The organism is Corynebacterium sp. H130, from assembly GCF_037572395.1.
GTDB lineage: Bacteria > Actinomycetota > Actinomycetes > Mycobacteriales > Mycobacteriaceae > Corynebacterium.
Map to the genome: position 1 here is coordinate 669,098 of NZ_JBBHLA010000001.1, position 19,156 is coordinate 688,253.

The 19,156-nt window shown below is 59.2% G+C and carries 17 protein-coding genes and 1 tRNA gene; 8 read left to right on the forward strand and 10 right to left on the reverse strand.

Translation table 11 applies throughout. The features are described 5' to 3' along the window. The first annotated feature begins 7 nt into the window (after positions 1–7). Positions 8–538 carry a DUF1707 SHOCT-like domain-containing protein gene (locus WG939_RS03305; protein WP_339982443.1) on the forward strand — a complete coding sequence of 177 codons (531 nt, stop codon included), beginning with the start codon at positions 8–10 and terminating at the stop codon, positions 536–538. Here the strand turns inward: WG939_RS03305 and WG939_RS03310 are convergent. Both WG939_RS03310 and WG939_RS03315 read right to left on the reverse strand, forming a co-directional pair. After that, positions 527–1,333 carry a DNA-formamidopyrimidine glycosylase family protein gene (locus WG939_RS03310; RefSeq protein ID WP_339982446.1) on the reverse strand — a complete coding sequence of 269 codons (807 nt, stop codon included), beginning with the start codon at positions 1,331–1,333 and terminating at the stop codon, positions 527–529. The genes WG939_RS03305 and WG939_RS03310 overlap by 12 nt on opposite strands. Next, positions 1,333–6,084 carry an ATP-dependent helicase gene (locus WG939_RS03315; RefSeq protein ID WP_339982449.1) on the reverse strand — a complete coding sequence of 1,584 codons (4,752 nt, stop codon included), beginning with the start codon at positions 6,082–6,084 and terminating at the stop codon, positions 1,333–1,335. Before WG939_RS03315 ends, WG939_RS03310 begins: the two co-directional genes overlap by 1 nt. A 34-nt stretch (positions 6,085–6,118) precedes the next feature. On the opposite strand from WG939_RS03315, the gene WG939_RS03320 reads away from it, so the two are divergent. Continuing rightward, positions 6,119–6,877, forward strand: a complete 759-nt coding sequence (locus tag WG939_RS03320) for a 3'(2'),5'-bisphosphate nucleotidase CysQ (RefSeq protein ID WP_339982451.1) — start codon at positions 6,119–6,121, stop codon at positions 6,875–6,877. Further along, positions 6,864–7,556 (forward strand): DNA alkylation repair protein, encoded by a 693-nt coding sequence (locus WG939_RS03325; protein WP_339982454.1) that lies wholly within the window; start codon positions 6,864–6,866, stop codon positions 7,554–7,556. The genes WG939_RS03320 and WG939_RS03325 overlap by 14 nt, the downstream gene beginning before the upstream one ends. Here WG939_RS03325 and WG939_RS03330 read toward each other — a convergent pair. Further along, positions 7,553–8,971 carry a DUF222 domain-containing protein gene (locus WG939_RS03330; protein ID WP_339982456.1) on the reverse strand — a complete coding sequence of 473 codons (1,419 nt, stop codon included), beginning with the start codon at positions 8,969–8,971 and terminating at the stop codon, positions 7,553–7,555. The genes WG939_RS03325 and WG939_RS03330 overlap by 4 nt on opposite strands. Positions 8,972–9,077: 106 nt before the next feature. Here WG939_RS03330 and WG939_RS03335 point away from each other — a divergent pair, with 106 nt between their 5' ends. From WG939_RS03335 to WG939_RS03345, 3 genes are read left to right on the forward strand one after another with little or no spacing between them, the layout of a single operon-like run. Continuing rightward, on the forward strand, positions 9,078–9,878 hold the full coding sequence (locus WG939_RS03335; protein WP_339982650.1) for a thymidylate synthase: 801 nt from the start codon (positions 9,078–9,080) through the stop codon (positions 9,876–9,878). Next, complete coding sequence (locus tag WG939_RS03340; protein ID WP_339982458.1) at positions 9,878–10,378, forward strand: dihydrofolate reductase; 501 nt, start codon at positions 9,878–9,880, stop codon at positions 10,376–10,378. The genes WG939_RS03335 and WG939_RS03340 overlap by 1 nt, the downstream gene beginning before the upstream one ends. Before the next feature lies 1 nt (position 10,379). Beyond that, on the forward strand, positions 10,380–10,628 hold the full coding sequence (locus tag WG939_RS03345; protein WP_339982460.1) for a mycoredoxin: 249 nt from the start codon (positions 10,380–10,382) through the stop codon (positions 10,626–10,628). On the opposite strand, the gene cobF is transcribed toward WG939_RS03345, so the two are convergent. Together cobF and WG939_RS03355 are read right to left on the reverse strand one after the other, a co-directional pair. After that, entirely contained in the window at positions 10,618–11,334 is a 717-nt protein-coding gene (cobF, locus tag WG939_RS03350; RefSeq protein ID WP_339982462.1) for a precorrin-6A synthase (deacetylating), read from the reverse strand. The two genes, WG939_RS03345 and cobF, sit on opposite strands and share 11 nt — an antisense overlap. Before the next feature lie 66 nt (positions 11,335–11,400). Then, a complete protein-coding gene (locus WG939_RS03355) occupies positions 11,401–11,673 on the reverse strand; it encodes a hypothetical protein (protein WP_339982464.1) in 273 nt (90 codons plus the stop codon). A 158-nt stretch (positions 11,674–11,831) separates the two neighbouring features. On the opposite strand from WG939_RS03355, the gene WG939_RS03360 reads away from it, so the two are divergent. Further along, positions 11,832–11,907: transfer RNA gene (locus WG939_RS03360), tRNA-Arg, on the forward strand. 154 nt (positions 11,908–12,061) lie between these two features. Continuing rightward, positions 12,062–12,952 carry a DUF1906 domain-containing protein gene (locus WG939_RS03365; protein WP_339982466.1) on the forward strand — a complete coding sequence of 297 codons (891 nt, stop codon included), beginning with the start codon at positions 12,062–12,064 and terminating at the stop codon, positions 12,950–12,952. Here the strand turns inward: WG939_RS03365 and WG939_RS03370 are convergent. The 5 genes from WG939_RS03370 to WG939_RS03390 form a co-directional block, all read right to left on the reverse strand. Then, positions 12,941–13,723 carry a hypothetical protein gene (locus WG939_RS03370; RefSeq protein ID WP_339982469.1) on the reverse strand — a complete coding sequence of 261 codons (783 nt, stop codon included), beginning with the start codon at positions 13,721–13,723 and terminating at the stop codon, positions 12,941–12,943. The two genes, WG939_RS03365 and WG939_RS03370, sit on opposite strands and share 12 nt — an antisense overlap. 69 nt (positions 13,724–13,792) lie before the next feature. Further along, complete coding sequence (locus WG939_RS03375) at positions 13,793–15,415, reverse strand: solute symporter family protein (protein ID WP_339982472.1); 1,623 nt, start codon at positions 15,413–15,415, stop codon at positions 13,793–13,795. A gap of 1 nt (position 15,416) precedes the next feature. Continuing rightward, positions 15,417–15,764 carry a DUF485 domain-containing protein gene (locus WG939_RS03380; protein ID WP_339982474.1) on the reverse strand — a complete coding sequence of 116 codons (348 nt, stop codon included), beginning with the start codon at positions 15,762–15,764 and terminating at the stop codon, positions 15,417–15,419. 311 nt (positions 15,765–16,075) lie between these two features. Continuing rightward, positions 16,076–18,376: an HAD-IC family P-type ATPase gene (locus tag WG939_RS03385; RefSeq protein WP_339982476.1), complete on the reverse strand. Its 2,301-nt coding sequence runs from the start codon at positions 18,374–18,376 to the stop codon at positions 16,076–16,078. A gap of 21 nt (positions 18,377–18,397) precedes the next feature. Further along, a complete protein-coding gene (locus WG939_RS03390; protein WP_339982478.1) occupies positions 18,398–19,153 on the reverse strand; it encodes an enoyl-CoA hydratase in 756 nt (251 codons plus the stop codon). Positions 19,154–19,156: the final 3 nt, after the last annotated feature.

Sequence of the window (19,156 nt, forward strand, 5' to 3'; positions counted from 1 at the left end):
AAACACCGTGAGCCACGACGAAATCCGCCTCTCCGACAACGAACGCATGACCGCTCTCCAAGCCCTCGGCACCCACTTCGCCGACGGCCGACTCGACATCACCGAGTTCAACGAGCGCACCGCTAAGGTCGGCGAGGCCCGCACCATCGGCGAACTCCGCCCGCTTTTCGACGACCTCCCGGGCGGAATCCCCTTCCAGCCAGGCTCACTGACCCCAAATTTGCCCGCGACGACAGCAAGCGACTCCTCTAGGGAGCTCGCTGAATTAAAGAAAAAAGGCGACCTGATTAAGACGATCGACTCCGTGGCCGGATCGCTCGCTCTCATTGTGTTCTTCCTCGGCCTCTTTGTCTTCCATTGGAGCTACTCCTGGCTGGCGTTCCTCGCTGTCAGTCCAGTCATTTTGCTGTCTCGGCAGTTCCTAGGTGTGAATTCAGCCGACGAAAAGGCGCTCAAAGCGCTGGAGAAGCAGGAGGAAAAGGAACGTCAGCAGCGTCTGCTTGAAGCGGAGAAACGCATGAAGGAGCTAGGGTCCTAGCTGGCAGTTGGGGCACCACCAGATCAGTCTTTCGAGTTCGTCATTACCCCATTGCAACGTGTCTTTGTGGATCGGGGCGCCGCAGCGTCGACAAGGCTGGCCCTCGCGCCCGAACACGTAGCCGTTCTCCCCGGCACGCTTCACGCCGGTAGTTACGCGGATGGGCGAGTTTCGGTTTGCCCACATGATGCGACGGGTGATGTCGAGGACTTTGTCCAGATCAGTGTGTGCGACCGGCGTTTTCGGATGGAGTCCGGCGAGGAAGCATATTTCAGCACGGTACTCGTTGCCCACGCCGGCGAGGTTCTTTTGGTCGAGCAGGGCGGAGCCAATGGGTCGGTCCGGGATCACGGCTAGGCGACGCTTCGCTTCTTCTTTGCCGTATGAGTCCCAGTCGGGATAGAGCACGTCGGGGCCAAGATAGCCCATTCGCTCAGCGTACTCGTTGGCTCGAAAGACATCCACCAGACCAAGTTCGAAGCCGACGAGTTCGATGGGAACTGGAGTTTCGGAGAGCACCAGGACCACGCGGGCTTTGTACCCGGGCTTGCGCCACTTCTCGCCCAGCCGGTGGATGGACCAGGTACCCTCCATCTTCAGGTGAGTGTGCAGCACTTTCCCACCATTGAACTGCATGAATAGGTGCTTGCCATAGGGCCATACTCGCTGCACGCGCTGGCCATCAAAGCTTTCTAGGGCGACGCTTGGAACTCTGAGTGAAGTCCGGAGCACTTCCCTGCCACGCATGAATTGCAGCCTTTTGGCGAGCTGATAGACGGAATCTCCCTCGGGCATCAGCGCCTCCTACCAAAAGGATTACCGAAGCTCATGGGCGGTGGATCGTCATCGTCGTCGAAGGAAATGTCCTCGAGCGTGCGAACCACGGGCTTACGCGCAGGTAGCGTCGTGCCACCGATCCGCAGGCCCTTCGGGGTGATCGAGGCACCGGCGGCTTTGAGGTCTCCGAGGTAAGTCGACTCGAACACGGACTCGCCATTGATTTTCTCCACGATGATGCGGCTCATGTGCCCTTCGGCGACCAATGTGCCCAGCGCTTGAATTACTCGCCCGGCCAGATCTTGATTTGATTCTCCAATGCCACCAGGGAGCTGATCGAAGAATAGGTTCAGAGTGCGGCCACCACGGGACAGGTGTGCGAGGAGCAGCCCGTCGACAAGCACGACGAGCGCCCCGGCAGCGCGGGTAGGTCGCAGGTCGGTGTCCGGCCACGGCAGCGCTGCGCCATATGGGTTCGCGGGGTCGGTGGCGGCGAGAACGTAGGTGCGTGGGTCGTCGGTACCGGATGGCCAGCCAGTCAGGTCGGGGCTGTCGGCGAGGCCGCGGAGCCTATCGACGATCGCAGGCGCGGAAAACTGGGCGGCCCCGAGTCCCTCGATGAGGTATCCGCGCAGCGCTTTGCCGTTTTCCTCGAAGCGGGACAACACCTTGTATGCCAGGGCGAATCCGCCGAGCACGTCCTCAGCGACGATGGATCCGCGGGTGACCACGCCATACCTGTCCAACCAAGCTTCACCATGTGCAACTGAGCGAGAAGTGGCGTCGGTACTCGGCTGCACAGCAAGTGACCAACGCCCGAGCATGTCCGGCGGAGTTCCCTGCTGCTGACTCTGGGCAAAGGACGTGCGCCCCATGCGCAGTCGACCGCGGGTTGGCCTCCTGGAGGCGCGATGTGCTGCGCCTTTAACCGCAGTGCCAGAGAGCCGAGCCCTGATCGCTGCGAAACTATCGGGCGTGACCAGGCCCGCATCCACCAGCGTCCACAGTGCGTCCTTCAATTCAGAGGCGGGCACGTCTAACTGATCGAGCAAGTCTGAAAAGTAGAAGCCTCCGCCTTGGCCAAGAACCTGAATGACTTGCTCCTGCAGCGGTGACAGTGCTGGTTCCGGCTGTTCCGGAGCAAGCTCCGCAGCATAGTCAGCAGGAAGCAGCATGATCCATGGGTCCTTGGCAGCAGCGACGCCAGCCCCAAGGATGCGGATCTCACCGCTGGCTGTAAGTTCGTCCAACATTCCTGGTTGATAGTTTCCAACTCGGCTTGGCAAGATGATGCTTTCCCACGCGCTCGCCGGGAGACGCACCCCGGCCAGTTGCTCAAGCACCTGGAATACTCCATCGGCTCCACTGAGTTGTGGATGTTCCCCAATGGGAGCCACGCCGAGCCACTCGGGAAGGAAGCGGGCAAAGGTGGTCGCTGACGCTGGCTCAGCTTCGGCGCGAGCCTGAGCCAAACTGCGGGAACGGATCTTGCGCAGCACCTCAGAGGCACAGTATTCATTACCTTCGATCCCAGTGCGGAAATGCCCCTCGACAACGACTTTCTGGGTCAAGGCACCCTGGATGGCGGTGAGCGCGGTCGAGTGGCCGAGGCCGAAACTTTCCGCAAGCTCTGCCACCGTGAATGGCCCTCTGCTGCGGGCATACCTGTTGACCAGCTGTGCCAACGCATCGGTAATGACCGTGGTTTGAGCGGATACGCCGGCGGGAACGGGGATGCCTAGGGCGTCGCGAAGCAGAGGCGCGTCGAGGCTTTGGGCGAGGTGGTCACGGCCGGCGATGCGCACGAGCATGGCTCGACTCCCCAATGTCTGCAGCGCGGTGTCCAGCGGGACGTCGGTGTGGTCTGTTAGGTCATCAACCGGGATGGGGCCAATGAGTCGCAGCGTGTCGGCGAGTTCTTCGGCGGTGCGGGCGCGCCTGTCAGGAGTGGTGCGCTGGAGCTGGGCATGGATCTCGGCGATGATGTCCTGGTCCAGCAGTTCCCGTAACTCGACGGTGCCGAGCAGTTTTGCCAGCAGAGTCGGATCCAGGGCGAGCGCTGCCGCACGTTTTTCGGCCAGCGGCGTGTCGCCTTCGTACATGAACGCGCCCGTGTAGTTAAACAGCAGGCTGGATGCGAAGGGGCTGGGTTGATCAGTTGTGACCTCGGCAATGCGGATCCTGCGCAGCCCCAAATCCTTTTGCACTTGGGTCAGTTCCGGCAGGTCATACACGTCCTGGAGGCACTCGCGGACCGTTTCGAGGATGATCGGGAAACTCGGGTATTTCCGTGCCACATCGAGCAACTGGGCCGCCCGCTGTCGCTGCTGCCAGAGCGGGGCACGCTTGCCTGGGTTTCGCCTCGGAAGCAGAAGCGCTCGGTCGGCGCACTCGCGGAAACGAGAAGCAAACAGCGCCGAATTGCCTACCTGTTCCGTGACGATGTCCTTGATTTCGTCGGCGTCGAACAAGAACAGGTCGGCTGAGGGCTCCCGGTCGGACTCCGGCAAGCGCAGGACGATGCCGTCATCACCGGCCACTGCCTGCGCGTCCATGCCTGTAGTGTCCGAAATCCGGGCGCCAACGGCCAGCGCCCACGCAGCGTTGACTCCTCTACCGAACGGGGTGTGTAGGACGACGCGCCAATCGCCCAGCTCATCTCGGAAGCGCTCCAGAAGCAGCGTCTGCTCATCCGGGATGATGCCGGTGGCTTCCTCCTGCTCCTGTAAGAAGGCGACGAGGTTGTTCAGGGCACGTTCGTCCAAGTCCGTGACAATTCCCGGATTTGCGCGCACTTCCCTGCGGAAGGCACCGACGGCCCGGCCTAGCTCGGCGGGGCGTCCGGCTTGGTCACCGGTCCAAAACGGCAAGCGCCCGGTGTGGCCAGGCGCGGGGCTGACCAGCACTTGATCTCGGGTGATGTCCTCAATGCGCCAGCTGGTGGCTCCCAGTGTGAAGACGTCACCGACACGCGACTCGTACACCATCTCCTCATCGAGCTCACCCACGCGACGCGGCGCTCCCTCGGAGCCGACCAGAAACACTCCAAACATGCCTCGGTCAGGGATGGTGCCACCGCTAGTCACCGCGACGCGCTGGGCACCCGGGCGACCCTGCAGCACGCCGGTAGCACGATCGAACACCACGCGTGGCTTGAGTTCAGCAAAGTCCGTCGAGGGATACACACCAGATGCCAGGTCGATCACCGCATCAAAAACGTCCCGTGGCAGGTCACGGTAGGGATATGCGCGTCGCACGCGCTCGTACCACTCATCCACCGCCACATCGCTTATCGACGCCGCGGCCACGGTCTGCTGCAGGAGGACATCAAGCGCGTTCTGCGGAATCTTTAGTTCCTCGATCATGCCACTCTTCATCCGCTGCACAGTCACCGCGGACTGCACCAGGTCAGCGCGATGCTTGGGATAGAACGAGCCCTTGGACACTGCCCCCACGGAGTGCCCGGCACGACCCACGCGCTGCAAGCCGGAGGCGACAGATGGTGGCGACTCCACCTGAACGACCAGGTCGACCGCACCCATATCGATGCCAAGTTCCAAGGAACTGGTGGCAACCACGCACTTGAGTTCGCCTGACTTCAGGAGGGCTTCCGTGTGAGCACGCTCTTCCTTCGACACCGAGCCGTGGTGAGCCCGCGCGATGATCGCAGGCGCTTTGCCCGCCACATCCACTGATTTCATGAGTTGCGCCGGGTCGCGTCTAAGCTCGGGGCTCAAGGCTGATGGATCGTGCTCTTGGGCGTAGATCTCATTGAGTCGCGAGGTGAGCCGTTCGGCGCTGCGCCTAGAGTTCACAAAGACCAGCGTCGACTGAGCAGCCATGACTTCCTGGTACAGCTCTTGCTCGATGAAAGGCCAAATCGACTTCTGCTGTGGCAACGCTGACTCTTGTGCCGGGGTTGGACCGCCAAAACCGTGCGGATCATCGAGCACTGCCTCCCCAATAGGCGACCCCTGGTCTGGTGTGGGCAAATCGGAAAGGTCTTCAACTGGCACATGCACATCCAGCTGCCAGCTCTTTTCCGCGCCCGGAGCGATGAGTGCCACTGGACGATCGCCACCAAGGAACGCAGCTACTCTTTCGAGGGGGCGCACCGTGGCAGATAGCCCGATTCTTTGAAACTCGCCGGCCTTCTCTGCCAAACGTTCCAAGGTGAGGGCCAAGTGCACACCACGCTTGGTACCCGCCATGGCGTGGATTTCGTCCACAATCACGGTGTCGACCTCGTCAAGAATCGCGGCAGCCTTTGAAGTCAGCATCAGATACAGCGACTCTGGGGTCGTGATAAGGATGTCCGGCGGGTTCCTTAGCTGGCGGTTCCTCTCGCTCGCAGGTGTATCCCCCGAACGGACCCCGACGGTGACTTCGGGCTCAGGAATCCCAAGTCTGTTGGCGACTCGGCTGATGCCAAGCAGTGGCGCTCGCAGGTTGTTCTCCACGTCCACGCCCAGAGCCTTGAGCGGAGAGATATAGACGACCTTGACCTTGCCACCTGTGCGAGTTGGCGCCAGCGGGGCGTCGATAAGCGCTGGTAGTGCGGGTTGATCTGGTTCGCCGACCAGTGAATTGATTGCCCACAAAAACGCTGCAAGTGTCTTACCGGAACCCGTCGGGGCAACGACCAAGGCATGCGATCCGGCGGAAATTTCCTCCCACGCGTGGGCCTGCACCGGGGTGGGAGCTGCGAAAACATCGCTAAACCACGTTTTTACGTGGGGGCGGAAGCGCTCCAAAACCTCGGTAGTCATGCTTCTATGTAACCAAACAACTAGCATGAAACGTATGACTGCTTCGATTGATGACGCGCGCCTGACTTTCCGACTTGCCCTTGGCACCGGTGAAATCCTAAAGGGTGTCCGCGGTGTCGGTTTGCTCCGCGACCGCAACCTTGGTGATGCCGGCGATGACCTCGCCCAAAACTGGATCGCTCGCGTGCTCGCGCAGCACCGCCCTGAGGACGGAGTGCTGTCGGAAGAAGCTGCCGATGATCAGTCCCGCCTCAGCAAGGACCGCGTGTGGATCATTGACCCACTCGATGGCACCAAGGAGTTCGCAGGTGGCCGCCAGGACTGGGCTGTCCACATCGCACTGGTTGAGAATGGCACGCCAATCCAGGCTGCTGTGGCACTCCCCGACCTCGGTGTAGTTTTAACCAGCGAAGAGTCCAAGGCAGTGACCGGACCACTAGCCCGCAAAATCGTAGTGTCCCGAAACCGCGCCCCAAAGGTTGCACAGCATATTGCTGACTCGATGGGTTACGAGCTCACCCCGATGGGCTCCGCTGGCGCGAAGGCGGTGCACGTGTTGCTCGGCGACGCCGATGCTTACGTGCACGCAGGTGGCCAGTACGAGTGGGACTCTGCTGCGCCTGTGGGTGTGGCGAAGGCAGCAGGCCTGCACTGCTCTCGTCTCAATGGCGATGCGTTGACCTACAACAACAAGGACACCTACATGCCGGACCTGCTCATCTGCCGTCCGGAGCTTGCTGACGAGATTATCGAGCACGCAAACACTTACCTCGACTCGCATGGCTCTTACTAGCCGACTAGCGCTGTCGCTGCGTCCTGCTTTCGAAGAACTAGCCGACCCCGAACGTGCAGCCGGGCAGCAACGCTATCTGAAAACGACCGAGCCCATGCATGGTCTGGTCACTGAGGACTTGCGCAGGCTCGCCAACGTGCACTCCTTGGATGTCCTTGGCGAGAGCGCGACGGAAGCGGAAATCCTGGCAGAAGTCAGCACTCTGTGGACCGAAGCGGAGTCACGCGATGAACGGCGGGCTGCGATCTTTGTGCTCACGCTGCCCCGATACGGTCGAAGCCTTTCCATGACGGCGATGTCTTTGGTGAAACAGATCGTCCGCGAGGGTGCGTGGTGGGATCTGGTTGATGCAGTGGTGAAGGTGCAAACCTACCTCGGACCGGCCTTCCCAAAGGAGTCGGCAACGCTCATGCGTGCGTGGGCTACGGACTCGAATATGTGGGTCCGCAGATACGCAATCATCAGCCAGCTGCACTGCAAAAAGGACACTGACACTTCGCTGTTGTCGGATTGCATCCTTCCTAATCTTGCTGATCGGGAATTTTTCATCGCTAAAGCCATCGGCTGGGCGCTGCGCGACTACGCACGTCACAACCCCGAGTGGGTTCGCGAGTTCGTTGCAGCGCACGAGGATGAAATGCAGCCACTGTCGAAGCGGGAAGCACTCAAGCATCTCTAGGCCACCTGCTTTCCGCACTCCGCGCACAATGGTTTCTGGAATGGCGGGTCTTTCTGCGGGATGTGCATCCCGAATCGCAGCATCTGCCCTGGGTTGAACCAGGTCGCGGGATTGAAGTTTGCTGTCGGTCTTCGATCGGGGTCGAGGTTTTTCGGCAGTCGCCACAGCATCTGCCCTGTTGCCGAGCACCAGGTCCAATACTTTTGCGGGTTTTCACGCAGGTCATCAATGTTTCGGTGAACCTTATGTCCTACAAACAACAGGTTGTCCCCGGTAGTTGAGCCTCCGAGTCGCCAGGCGTGCGGATGATGAATCTCGCACAGTGCTGCTGGAAGGTCAGATCCAGGGGTCATGTCTCCACCTTGCGCGGCGATGAGCCCCAGGTATGCGTAGACATCCGCAGCGCGCTTCGATCGGCCAAGCTCAATGAGATTTCCGGTACTGTCATCCAGTACAGCAAGAAAAGCATTCTTGTCCGCACCCAGCCGGATCAAGTCCGGAATAGAAAGTACTGTCCCGACATCGGTGGGGACGATCCCCGCTGCACGCTGCAGTTGCTCAAGTGTCATGGTTGCCACCACAGTGCTGCAGCCACGGGTTGGAGGCATCGGACCTTCTCGGTGCAGTGCCGTCTTCAATGCAGCCACCAGGGCGTCGTGACGACGTTGGCCAGCCGAGCGGGAATCAGACTCCTTCTCCCCTTCTGGGAGTAAGTTTCCAGGCCCGGCATAGTCAGCGAAAAGACGGTCTAGCAGTGCCTTGAGATCAGGGGTGATCTCGCCTTTGAGAGTGGACATCAAGTCCGCCTGCTGAGGTGAAATCTGGATGTTTCGTCGACGCTGCCTATCCGCATCAGTCGGCGGGTGCTCGGCATTGAGGCCTTGCAAGATCTTCATACCAGCTTTGCGGAGGTCATCAGGCGCCAAGACCGAGGCGAATCCGGCCATCATTTCCTCGACTTGCCGAACCGTCTCCTCTGGTGTTCCCTCTGGAATCAGGTCCAGGACTTTGGAAATTTCCATGGCGGAGTTGGCACCGAAGGTGGCGTCGACAAGCCCGCGTGCAGTGGCAGGCATGCGCGCCGGAATCGGGTCGCTGTCGACGGTGGCAGGTTGTTCGAAGAGGCTCTGTGCCAGGGTGACCAGGTCTTTTAGTTCCCGCCTCCCCAATCGGCACTTGTGCATTAGGTCGTTGAAACTCGCTCGAGAGTTCGGATGGAAGGCATGAGAGCGTTCCAATTCGCGGATAAGCTGCATGCTCAGCAGCTCGCAGGTGCGCGTCAGCGATCGAACCTGTAATAGCAGTTCTGTTAGATTTTCAGCGTTTGCGAGGTGGTTTTCGAGCATGGCGGAGGCATGAAGCTGGGCCTCATGAGCCCGCTCCAGCTGTTCCGCGATACATTCGAATTGATTCACGCCCCTGACCCTACAAACCACCCCAGACACCACCCCCACCCCATTCGAACACCGCTGGTTATCAATCGAAAAACCCTACCCCCACGGGGCACTGTGTATTCTTTGAATCATGATCGCGACCCCTTATGAAGACCTCCTTGCCAAGATCCTGCGCGAAGGCGCCGAAAAGAGCGACCGCACCGGAACAGGCACGAAAAGCCTGTTCGGCCAGCAGATTCGCTTTGATCTGCAGGAGAGTTTCCCGCTCATCACCACGAAGAAGGTGTACTGGAGGGGCGTTGTGGGCGAGCTGCTGTGGTTCCTGCAGGGCTCCTCGAACGTGAAGTGGTTGCAGGACAACAACATCCATATTTGGGACGAGTGGGCCTCGCCTGAGGGTGAGCTGGGCCCGGTGTACGGCGTGCAGTGGCGCAGCTGGCCAACCCCGGATGGCCGCCACATCGACCAGATCAGTGGCGCGTTGGAGATGCTTAAGAACAACCCGGATTCCCGTCGCAATATCGTCTCCGCGTGGAATGTCTCCGAGCTGGAGAACATGGCCCTGCCACCGTGTCACCTGCTGTTTCAGTTCTATGTCGCTGACGGTAAGCTGTCCTGCCAGCTTTACCAGCGCAGCGCCGACATGTTCCTGGGCGTGCCGTTCAACATCGCGAGCTACTCTCTCCTCACCCACATGTTTGCGCAGCAGGCAGGCCTGGATGTCGGCGAGTTCATTTGGACTGGTGGCGACTGCCACATTTACAACAACCACTTCGAACAGGTCGAGACCCAGCTCCAAAGGGAGCCACGACCTTACCCACAGCTGAAGCTCAACAAGGCTAATGATCTGTTCAGCTACAGCTTCGAGGATTGCCAGCTCGAGGGCTACGACCCTCACCCAACCATCAAAGCTGAGGTCGCCGTCTAATGTGGCAGGCCATTTGGGCGCAGTCGCGCGACGGGGTCATCGGCGACGGCACCGACATGCCTTGGCACCTGCCCGAAGACCTGAAGCATTTCAAGGAAACCACCCTTGGCATGCCAGTCATTATGGGCCGCGCGACGTGGGAGTCGATCCCAGAAAAGTTCCGACCACTCCCAGGGCGTGACAACTACGTGCTCTCCCGTCGTTCGCCCGGCGAGTGGTCTGAAGGTGCGCAGGTGGTCACCGAACCTCCGCTTATCGACGCCTGGATCATGGGAGGTGGCCAGGTCTACCGAACTACCCTCAAGCAGGTTTCCCGGGTTATCGTCACGGAAATCGATGTAGAGCTGGCCGATCTCGAAGGCTCAGTTCACGCACCATCGCTGGAAGAATTCGCGCTCGCACAAGAATCCGAGTGGATGACTTCCGAAACAGGACACCTGCTATCTGATCCGGAGAAATCCCCTCTGAAGTATCGTTTCCTCACCTACGAAAGGCTCTGACATGGCTGATTTCACCCTGTACACCACCGAGTGGTGCCCGTTTTGCCAGAAGCTCGTCGCAGCTCTCGATGAGGCCGAGATCCCTTACGTCCGCATCGACGTGGAGGAAGACGAGGAAGCTGCCGCGTGGGTCGAATCGGTGAATAACGGCGACCGCATTGTCCCGACGGTGAAGTACCCGGATGGCTCGGTGGCGACTAATCCGCAGCCGAAGGTGGCCATCCGGAAGTACACCAGGCTTACTTCCTAAGCAAGTAGATATCCATGATCCAGCCGTGCTTTTCCCGAAGCGCGGCTTTTTCTTGCGCCAAGTCCGCCCCTATCTCGGACACGCGACCGCTGCGAAGCACTTCCTTATCCGTGCCGAGGTAAGCGCCCCAATAGATCTCGGCATCAGGGACGCGCATCCACGCGGCCCCGCCATCGAGCATGACCACGCAATTGGAAGTGGGTCCGTCCAAAAGCGCACGTCCGGTGGTGATGCGAATATCTTCACCAATGCGGTTGATCAACACAGCGTGCGCTGCCGTCAGCGCCTGCACTGCGGTAATTCCAGGCGTGACATTGACTGTCGCCTCTAGTCCAAGCCCACGCATCCGCTCGATGACGCGCAAGGTGGAGTCGTACAGCGAAGGATCTCCCCATACGAGGAACGCGACGGTGCCTTCGGCGGGCATGGCGTCGAGAAGCAATTGGGCGCGTTCTTGGTGCCAGCGCTCCACCTCCGCTTTGTAGTCGGCGGGGTTGCGGTCGCGCTCGGGGTCCGTCACCCTCACGATTGGCGTGCCGGGCGCATGCTTGTCGACGATTACCCGTCGCGCGTTCAGCAAGTCGGCCTTTTCGTCGCCCTTGTCCAGGGCCAACACCATATCAGACCGGCGTAGTGCCTCAATGGCTTGCAGGGTGAGGTGGTTGGGATTTCCCGCGCCGATGCCGATGACTTCGATGTGTCGCATACCTACGTTTATAACAAAAGAAAACGCCACCCAATTTTTTTTCAGGTGGCGTAAGAAGAACTGACTTTAGGTGAGGTCGTGGAAGATCTCAGCCATCTCCTCTGGGGACAGGGAGTTAGTGTTCTGGTGGAACTGAACAGAGAAAATCTGCTGCAGATAAAGCTCGCACATCGCGGAGAGCTGCTTAGCGTCATACTTGTTCAGCAGCATAATGCGCTTGGTGGTGCCGTCTTCAAGGATTTCCTCCACGGACAGAACTGGAACATCGTTCTTGGTGATAATGCGGGCGAGAACATCGCGACGGTTAACATCCGTGAAAGTTGGCTTCAGATCGGCCATGATAAACACCTATTCCTTCTAAGTTGTGAGCAAGACTTATGTCTACAGTATTCCGAATCACCCACCTTTCGCTGGGATTCGATCATTTCGCCCCCCAAAAGTGTACGTTGGGCACGTGATTTGGCCGTAGAACGCGGTGCGCTAAACTTATTTTTCGCGCCCTAGTAGCTCAGTGGATAGAGCACGGCTCTCCTAAAGCCGGTGTCGGAGGTTCGATTCCTCTCTGGGGCACCACTTTCTAAGCCCCGATATGCGTCGTTTACCTGGTGTTTTCGACTCGTGTCGGGGCTTAGCGCATCTTTGACCTATCATCTTTCCCCGCCAGTTGCTATTGTGACTATTGTTTCTAGAGACGACTCATGAGTTCACTACAGCACCTGGAGTATCTATGTCCCTGTCCCGTCGTTCATTCCTAAAGGCCACCGCCCTGGCGGGTGCAGCACCATTCGCGCTCAGCGCCGTCGAGAAGCTGCCCGCTGCGCACGCACTCGGCGCACCGGTTGGCACCGTGATTGACTACTCTGCTGGCGTTCCAAATGCTGGCGAGGTGAAGGCTCGTGGCCACCTGGGCGCTGTTCGCTACGTTTCTGAGCGTCGCCCGGGCGCGGAATGGATGAAGGGCAAGCCGGTGCGCATCGATGAGACCAAGGCTTTCGCAGCCGCTGGCCTTGAGGTGGCTTCCGTGTACCAGTTCGGCAAGGGCACCACCGCTGACTGGCTCCAGGGCGCTGCCGGTGCAGCTGTCCACGCACCTCAGGCCATTTCCCTGCACGCCGCAGCAGGTGGCCCGACCGGTCGCCCGATCTATGTCGCGATCGATGACAACCCTTCCCGCGCACAGTACGACAACCAGATCAAGCCATACCTGCAGGCCTTCAAGACCGCCCTCGAAGGCGCCGGCCTGAAGCTCGGCGTGTACGGCAACTACAACGTCATCGAGTGGGCGTCCCGCGACGGCCTCGGCGAGTTCTTCTGGATGCACGACTGGGGCTCCAACGGCCAAATCCACCCACGCACCACCATCCACCAAAAGGCCGGCCTGCGCGAAACGATCAGTGGCATCGAAGTGGACGTCAATAACGTCTACGCACACGACTGGGGCCAGTGGAAGCCAGGCTACGGCCCAACCCCGGCACCGGAAACCATTCCATCGATCCCGAACGTTGACCAGCTCTCCAGCCTCCTGCCCGCCGACCTGCGAGGCATTCGCCTCCCAAGCCAGCAGGAAATCAACACCGCGATGGAGCTAGTGCGTCGCGCCCAGGCGCTATCGAGCTAGGTGCGGCGCCACCTGGCGCTCCACCAGGTCAGTGAGGTCTTCCGCTGACCCCAGTACGGCGGCGGCTACCACGAAGTCGTCGCCGAAGCTTATCGACGAGTGCAGCATGCGATCGTTTGACCAGCCCCATTTGGTCCCCTTCACCCCGGGGAGCGTCGCTGTGCCAAAGTCCTGCTCGTAGCCGTCATTTGCTACCTCATGGCTTTCACGCATCGCTTCCAGCAGCGGCGAATTCGGATCGGATTCGATCTTCGCCCGCAGGAACTTCACTGCGTCATAGGTCGACGTCCTGCTGGTTCCCCAGCTCTCCCCTGCCTCAGTTGACCACAGCGAGTAGGTGCGGGCCGTTGCCTCGATGGCATCAGGGTATTCCTCCACCAGTTCGGCCGCGACTTCATCGTCAGAGGACTTGATCATCTCCAGGGCAAGCTGCTTTTCATCCTCAGTCCCCTTGAGCAGCACATAATCAGCCACGTAGAGCTTGATCAAACTCAACGCGGGGCGCGGAAAACGCTCAGTTGAGCTCCCAAGATGCTCACCATCAGACAACCGGACGAAGGTGAGCTGGGTACCTGCCGGATTGTCGATGAAGTTATCGAGGCTGGCGCGGTCAATGTAGTCCGACGCTGGAGCCGCCTCTGCAGCAACCTGCTGCAGCTCAGGAGATACGACCGTTGTTTCGTGTTTCAGCGTGACGGTTCCAGCAATGCCTGCAATAACCAAGCCTAAAGCGCCAACAAAGCGCACCGTCGCCAACCGATTTTCGAACACGAGAAAAGATAGTAGCCCGCAGTCCAGGTTTTCTGGAACTACGGGCTATCTTTGATTCGATCTGCTCAATTAGTGATCAACTGGAGCTTCCACACCCACACCGGTGAGGGAGCGAACTTCCATCTCAGCCTGCAGATCATCGAGGTTGTCCGGCTTACCCATGTATGTACCGATGATGCCACCCAGGAAGCCGAGCGGGATCGACACGATGCCAGGGTTAGCCAGTGGGAACCATGCGAAGTCGACATTCGGGAACATCGCGGTCGCCGATCCGGACACTGCCGGGGAGAAGACGATTAGCACGAGGGCGGATACGAGACCTGCGTAAATACCTACGACGGCTCCGGTGGTGTTGAACTTCTTCCAGTACAGGGAGTACAGGATCGTTGGCAGGTTTGCGGAAGCCGCGATTGCGAAGGCCAGTGCCACCAGGAAGGCCACGTTCTGGCTCATAGCCAGGATGCCAAGGACAATGGCGACGACACCGATGACAACCACGGTGATGCGAGAGACACGGACCTGCTCCTCTTCCGTGGACTGACCATTGCGGATGATGGAGTGGTAGACGTCGTGAGCAACTGACGCGGAGGCGGTAATCGCTAGGCCTGCCACGACTGCAAGAACCGTCGCAAAGGCGATTGCGGAGATGATTGCCATGAAGAAGGAACCACCCAGTTCGAGAGCAAGCAGTGGAGCTGCTGCGTTCGCGCCGCCTGGTGCCTTCTTGATTGCATCTGGGCCGACAAGCGCTGCGGCGCCGTAGCCAAGAACCAAGGTCATCAGGTAGAAGGCACCGATGAGGATAATCGCCCAGGTCACGGACTTGCGGGCTTCCTTTGCCGTTGGGACGGTGTAAAAACGCATCAGCACGTGAGGCAGACCTGCCGTACCGAGCACCAGCGCCAGGCCGAGAGAGACGAAGTCCAGCTTGGAAATTTCAGTCTTACCGTACTTCATGCCTGGCTTGAGCAGGGCCTCGTTGCCCTTGTGCGCCTCGACGGCCTTAGTGAATAGTTCAGAGAAGCCACCCTTGACTGCGAAGAACACCATGCCGGTCATGATGAGGACCGTGCCAACGAGCAGCACTGCCTTAATCATCTGCACGTAGGTGGTGCCCTTCATGCCACCGATCAAAACGTAGGCGATCATGATTACGCCGACCACGATCACGACAATTGCCTGTTCAGTCTTGCCGTGCAGGTTCAGCAGCACGGCCACCAGGGAACCGGCACCAGCCATTTGGGCGATCAGGTAGAACAAGGACACGAACAGCGTGCCCATCGCAGCTGCCATGCGGACCGGCTTCTGCTTCAGTCGGAAGGACAGAACGTCTGCCATGGTGAACTTGCCGACGTTGCGCAGCGGCTCAGCCACCAACAGCAAGGCGACAAGCCAAGCCACGAAGAAACCGATCGAGTAAAGGAATCCGTCATAACCCGTGAGTGCGATGGCGCCCACGATGCCCAGGAAGGACGCAGCAGAAAGGTAGTCACCAGCAATGGCGAGACCGTTCTGAGTGCCGGAGAAGGATGCGCCACCGGTGTAGAAGTCGGAGGCTTCGGAGGTTTTCTTGCCCACGCGCATGACGATGCCCATGGTGACAACGATGAAGATAACGAAGACCGCGATGTTAAGAATCGGGTTGCCGGTGTTCGTACCAGCTTCAGCTGCGAGAAAAACAGTGTTGGACACCTTAGACCCCTTCCATTTCCTGGCGAATCGCGGTGGCCCGCGGCTCAATGTTCTTGTTTGCGAACTTGATGTATACCCACGTGATGATGAAGGTGGTCACAAACTGGAGGATTCCCAGGACGATGCCCAGGTTAACGTTTCCGAACACCTTCATTCCCATTTGCTCTGGCATGTAGGTCGCGACCAGCACGTAGGCGATGAACCATACGAAGAACAGAACGGACATGGGGAAAGTAAAGCCTCGGAAAGTGGAACGCAGTTCTTGGAACTGTGGGCTTTGCTGCATAGCGCGAAACTCCGCAGCCGTGGGTTCACGGCGCGTGAGCTGTGGTCGAGTTCCGGTGCTCATCGTGGCGGTCCTCTCGCTTTCTTGGTTGGTACACGTTGAAACAATCTGCGGAGGTAATCTGCACTTCACTTAGTTGACAGTGTGTAGCCGATCACAATTTTCCGCTTGCAAGTGAAGTTACCTAGCTCACATTGCAATGAAGAACTGTTTCTCCCAAGATTTTTCTTCGCAAGTTAACAGCCACCCCCGCTAACGCGATTGAACAGGCCTTATGCATGTTGCGAAATCACCCCCACTAATGCCAACAACCACGGTTTGCAAATTTTGTTAATGATTAAAAACTTGCAATTCTTCGCTTCGCAAACGACGCATTAGCCAACTTTGTGTTGATGGAAAAGCATGCGTGCGAGCTCAATGCAGCCCGCGCCGACCGCTCCCACGCAGAGTGCGCGCAACATGAGAGTCGTGTTGGAAGCGTCCAAAAGAAGCCACTGCCCCACCTGCGGAATCAAGAAGATCACCATATAGCCGGCAACGCCACCAGCCACGAGCAAAACCTTCCACCACGTCCATGGCCGAGCAACAATGCCGAGCACCCACATTGCCATGACTAGCAGCACCACTAAGGTCGCGGTCGAGGCCTGTCGATGCTCTTGACCACCTACTTCAGCCGGGTAGTGCATCATCCAAAAGCCCACGGTGAACACGGAAATCAGCAGGCCCGCTGGTACCGCCTGGGTCAGAACTCGGCGTACAAACCCATCCCGGGCCCGTTCCGTGTTAGGGCCAAGCGACAGGAAAAACGCAGGGATGCCGATGGTGAACCAACCGATCATCGTCACATGGATGGGTTGGAACGGGTAGGTGGCTCCCCACAGCCCAATGACGGCAGCTAGCACCACCGAATAGATCGTCTTGGTGAGGAAGAGATTGGCTACTCGCTCAATATTTCCGATCACGCGTCGCCCCTCGGCTACTACGTGGGGCAGCGTCGAGAAGCTGTTGTCGAGCAGCACCACCTGGGCGACCGACCTGCTAGCTGGTGCGCCGGTACCCATGGAAACTCCAATGTCCGCGCTTTTGAGCGCCAGCACGTCATTCACACCGTCGCCCGTCATGGCCACGTGATGCCCGGCGCGCTGGAGTTCCTGCACCATATCGCGCTTCTGTTCTGGGGTGACGCGTCCGAAGACCTTGCCATCGAGGACATCGTTGGGTTGCATCTCGCGGGCATCGACGGGCTCCGCATCAATCCCTACCTGCCGCGCCACCGCGGCTACCGAGACGGCATTGTCTCCGGAAATGACCTTAAGGTCCACGCCCTCCTTCTCGAAGAACTGCAGTGTTGCCGGCGCATCCGCACGAACCTTCTGTTGCAGCACGACCAACGCTCTCGGGCGTACTTTCGTGATATCCGCAAAGCTAGGAACTTGGCCCAGAAGTAGCACTCGCAGGCCGGCATCGGAATCGTCGCTGATAATACCGAGGAGTTCGCGATCACTCGTGAGCATGTCGGGGGCTCCGAGCACCCATGTGCCGTGCTCGCCAAGGTCAACTCCGGACCACTTCTTTTTCGAGTCGAAGGGCTCAATACCAACGACCGGCCAAGGCGCGACTCCCTCAAGGTCCTCTGCAATGGCTTTCATCGTGTCATTCGGCCGATTGTCGGCAGCCGCCATGGAGCTCAACACGCGCTTCGCATTCTCCGGCTCCCCCTCCAAAGCACGAATCCGCACCAGTTCCATGCGGTTTTCGGTCAGCGTTCCGGTTTTGTCCACGCACACCACGTCAACGCGCGCCAGCATTTCAATCGCGTTGAGTTCATTGACGAGCGCTTGTCGACGTCCCAGGCGCACCACCCCGACGGCAAAGGCGATCGAGGTCATGAGGACCAGCCCTTCGGGGACCATCGGTACGAGAGAGGCAACCATCGCGAGGATCGCTTCATTCAGGGGCGCTTCGGTTCGCCACAGTTGGGTCCACATCGTGAGCACGCCGGTTGGAATGAGCAGCCAGCTGATGAAGCGCAGAATTTTGTCGATTCCCTTTTGCAGCTCGGAACCGGTTAGCGTGAATTCCCCGGCGGCTGCAATGAGCCGGGCAGCATAAGCATCGGCGCCAATTGCTGTCGCCTGGAAAGTGCCTTCACCTGCAACAACAAAGGAACCGGACAGGACTTTATCGCCGACGCTTTTGTGGACCGCATCGGACTCACCAGTGAGCATGGATTCATCGACTTTGAGCCCAGCGGCGGATCGGACGATGCCGTCGACCACGAGTTGATCGCCTGCGCCGAGGTCAATGAGATCATCCAGGACGATGTCAGACTGGGCGATTTCTTGGCTTTGGCCGTCGCGAAGCACTCTGGGGCGTGATTCGCCGAGGATGGTGAGGCGATCCAGAGTGCGTTTGGCGCGCATTTCCTGGATGATTCCGATGCTTGAGTTGGCGATGATGAGCAGGCCGAACGCGCCGTTGATCCAACTGCCGGTGGTCATCACGATGGCAAACAGGATGGCCAGGATCGCGTTGATTCGCGTGAAGACATTCGACCTGATGATGTGCCAGTTCGTGCGGCCCGCGCGCCGAACGACCTTATTGACCTGCCCTCGGGCACGCCTATCGGCCACCTCAGTCGCACTGAGGCCAGTTGCGGGCACCACGAAACTCATGGGCCATAAGTCTAGTGCAGGCTAGCGGCCCTTAAATTCGGGTTGACGCTTTTCACTCCGGGCCAAACGTGCCTCTTTGGCATCCTCGCTCTTCCAAGCTGCGAGATAGTCCTGATGTTGCTTAGCGGATAGTTCGAAGCCGAAGCCTTCATCGTTGAGCACGCTCTTGAGATGCTTCATCGATAGTGGCGCGTTACCAGACACTTCGTGCGCGAATTGGAGTGCTGCGGCCGCATCACCCTGCACATGCACGAAACCCACATTGTGTGCCTGCTGAGCATCGATCTTCTGCGCGGCAATGAGGACGCCACGGGCGATGGAGCCACCGAGCAGTTCCACGGTCCTGCGGATTGTCCAGTTGTCCAGCGCAAATCCGAGCTTTGCAGGTGGTACCTGGAACCAAGCGTTTGGCCCGACGACACGCAAATCGCAGGCGAGGGCCAGCTGCACTCCGGCACCGACGGCTGGGCCCTGGATGTCGGCGATGATGGGGACTGGGCAATTCATCAGGGAAGTGAGCATGTGCTGCAGGCAGGTGTGGAAGTTGTCTCCGAACACTCCGCCGGCGTCATCTCCCAGGTCCGCACCTGCGCAAAAAGCAGCTCCTTCGCCTCGAATGAGCACCGCTCGGATGGGGGCATCGTCTTCCAAGGAGATGGCGTTGACAGCTTCGGCGATGTCCATGCACATGTCCGCGGTGAGGGCGTTGCGTCGCTCATCACGATCGATGGTGAGAATGAGGACCTTATCTTCTGCGGTACGCACAATTGCTGACATGAT

What these genes read in the sequence shown, in the direction of transcription:
- WG939_RS03325 (WP_339982454.1), top strand. Translation starts at nt 6,864, where the DNA reads ATGGCTCTTACTAGCCGACTAGCGCTGTCGCTGCGTCCTGCTTTCGAA.
- WG939_RS03345 (WP_339982460.1), top strand. Translation starts at nt 10,380, where the DNA reads ATGGCTGATTTCACCCTGTACACCACCGAGTGGTGCCCGTTTTGCCAG.
- WG939_RS03390 (WP_339982478.1), bottom strand. Translation starts at nt 19,153, where the DNA reads ATGTCAGCAATTGTGCGTACCGCAGAAGATAAGGTCCTCATTCTCACC.
- WG939_RS03340 (WP_339982458.1), top strand. Translation starts at nt 9,878, where the DNA reads ATGTGGCAGGCCATTTGGGCGCAGTCGCGCGACGGGGTCATCGGCGAC.
- WG939_RS03385 (WP_339982476.1), bottom strand. Translation starts at nt 18,376, where the DNA reads ATGAGTTTCGTGGTGCCCGCAACTGGCCTCAGTGCGACTGAGGTGGCC.
- WG939_RS03310 (WP_339982446.1), bottom strand. Translation starts at nt 1,333, where the DNA reads ATGCCCGAGGGAGATTCCGTCTATCAGCTCGCCAAAAGGCTGCAATTC.
- WG939_RS03355 (WP_339982464.1), bottom strand. Translation starts at nt 11,673, where the DNA reads ATGGCCGATCTGAAGCCAACTTTCACGGATGTTAACCGTCGCGATGTT.
- WG939_RS03320 (WP_339982451.1), top strand. Translation starts at nt 6,119, where the DNA reads ATGACTGCTTCGATTGATGACGCGCGCCTGACTTTCCGACTTGCCCTT.
- cobF (WP_339982462.1), bottom strand. Translation starts at nt 11,334, where the DNA reads ATGCGACACATCGAAGTCATCGGCATCGGCGCGGGAAATCCCAACCAC.
- WG939_RS03315 (WP_339982449.1), bottom strand. Translation starts at nt 6,084, where the DNA reads ATGACTACCGAGGTTTTGGAGCGCTTCCGCCCCCACGTAAAAACGTGG.
- WG939_RS03380 (WP_339982474.1), bottom strand. Translation starts at nt 15,764, where the DNA reads ATGAGCACCGGAACTCGACCACAGCTCACGCGCCGTGAACCCACGGCT.
- WG939_RS03365 (WP_339982466.1), top strand. Translation starts at nt 12,062, where the DNA reads ATGTCCCTGTCCCGTCGTTCATTCCTAAAGGCCACCGCCCTGGCGGGT.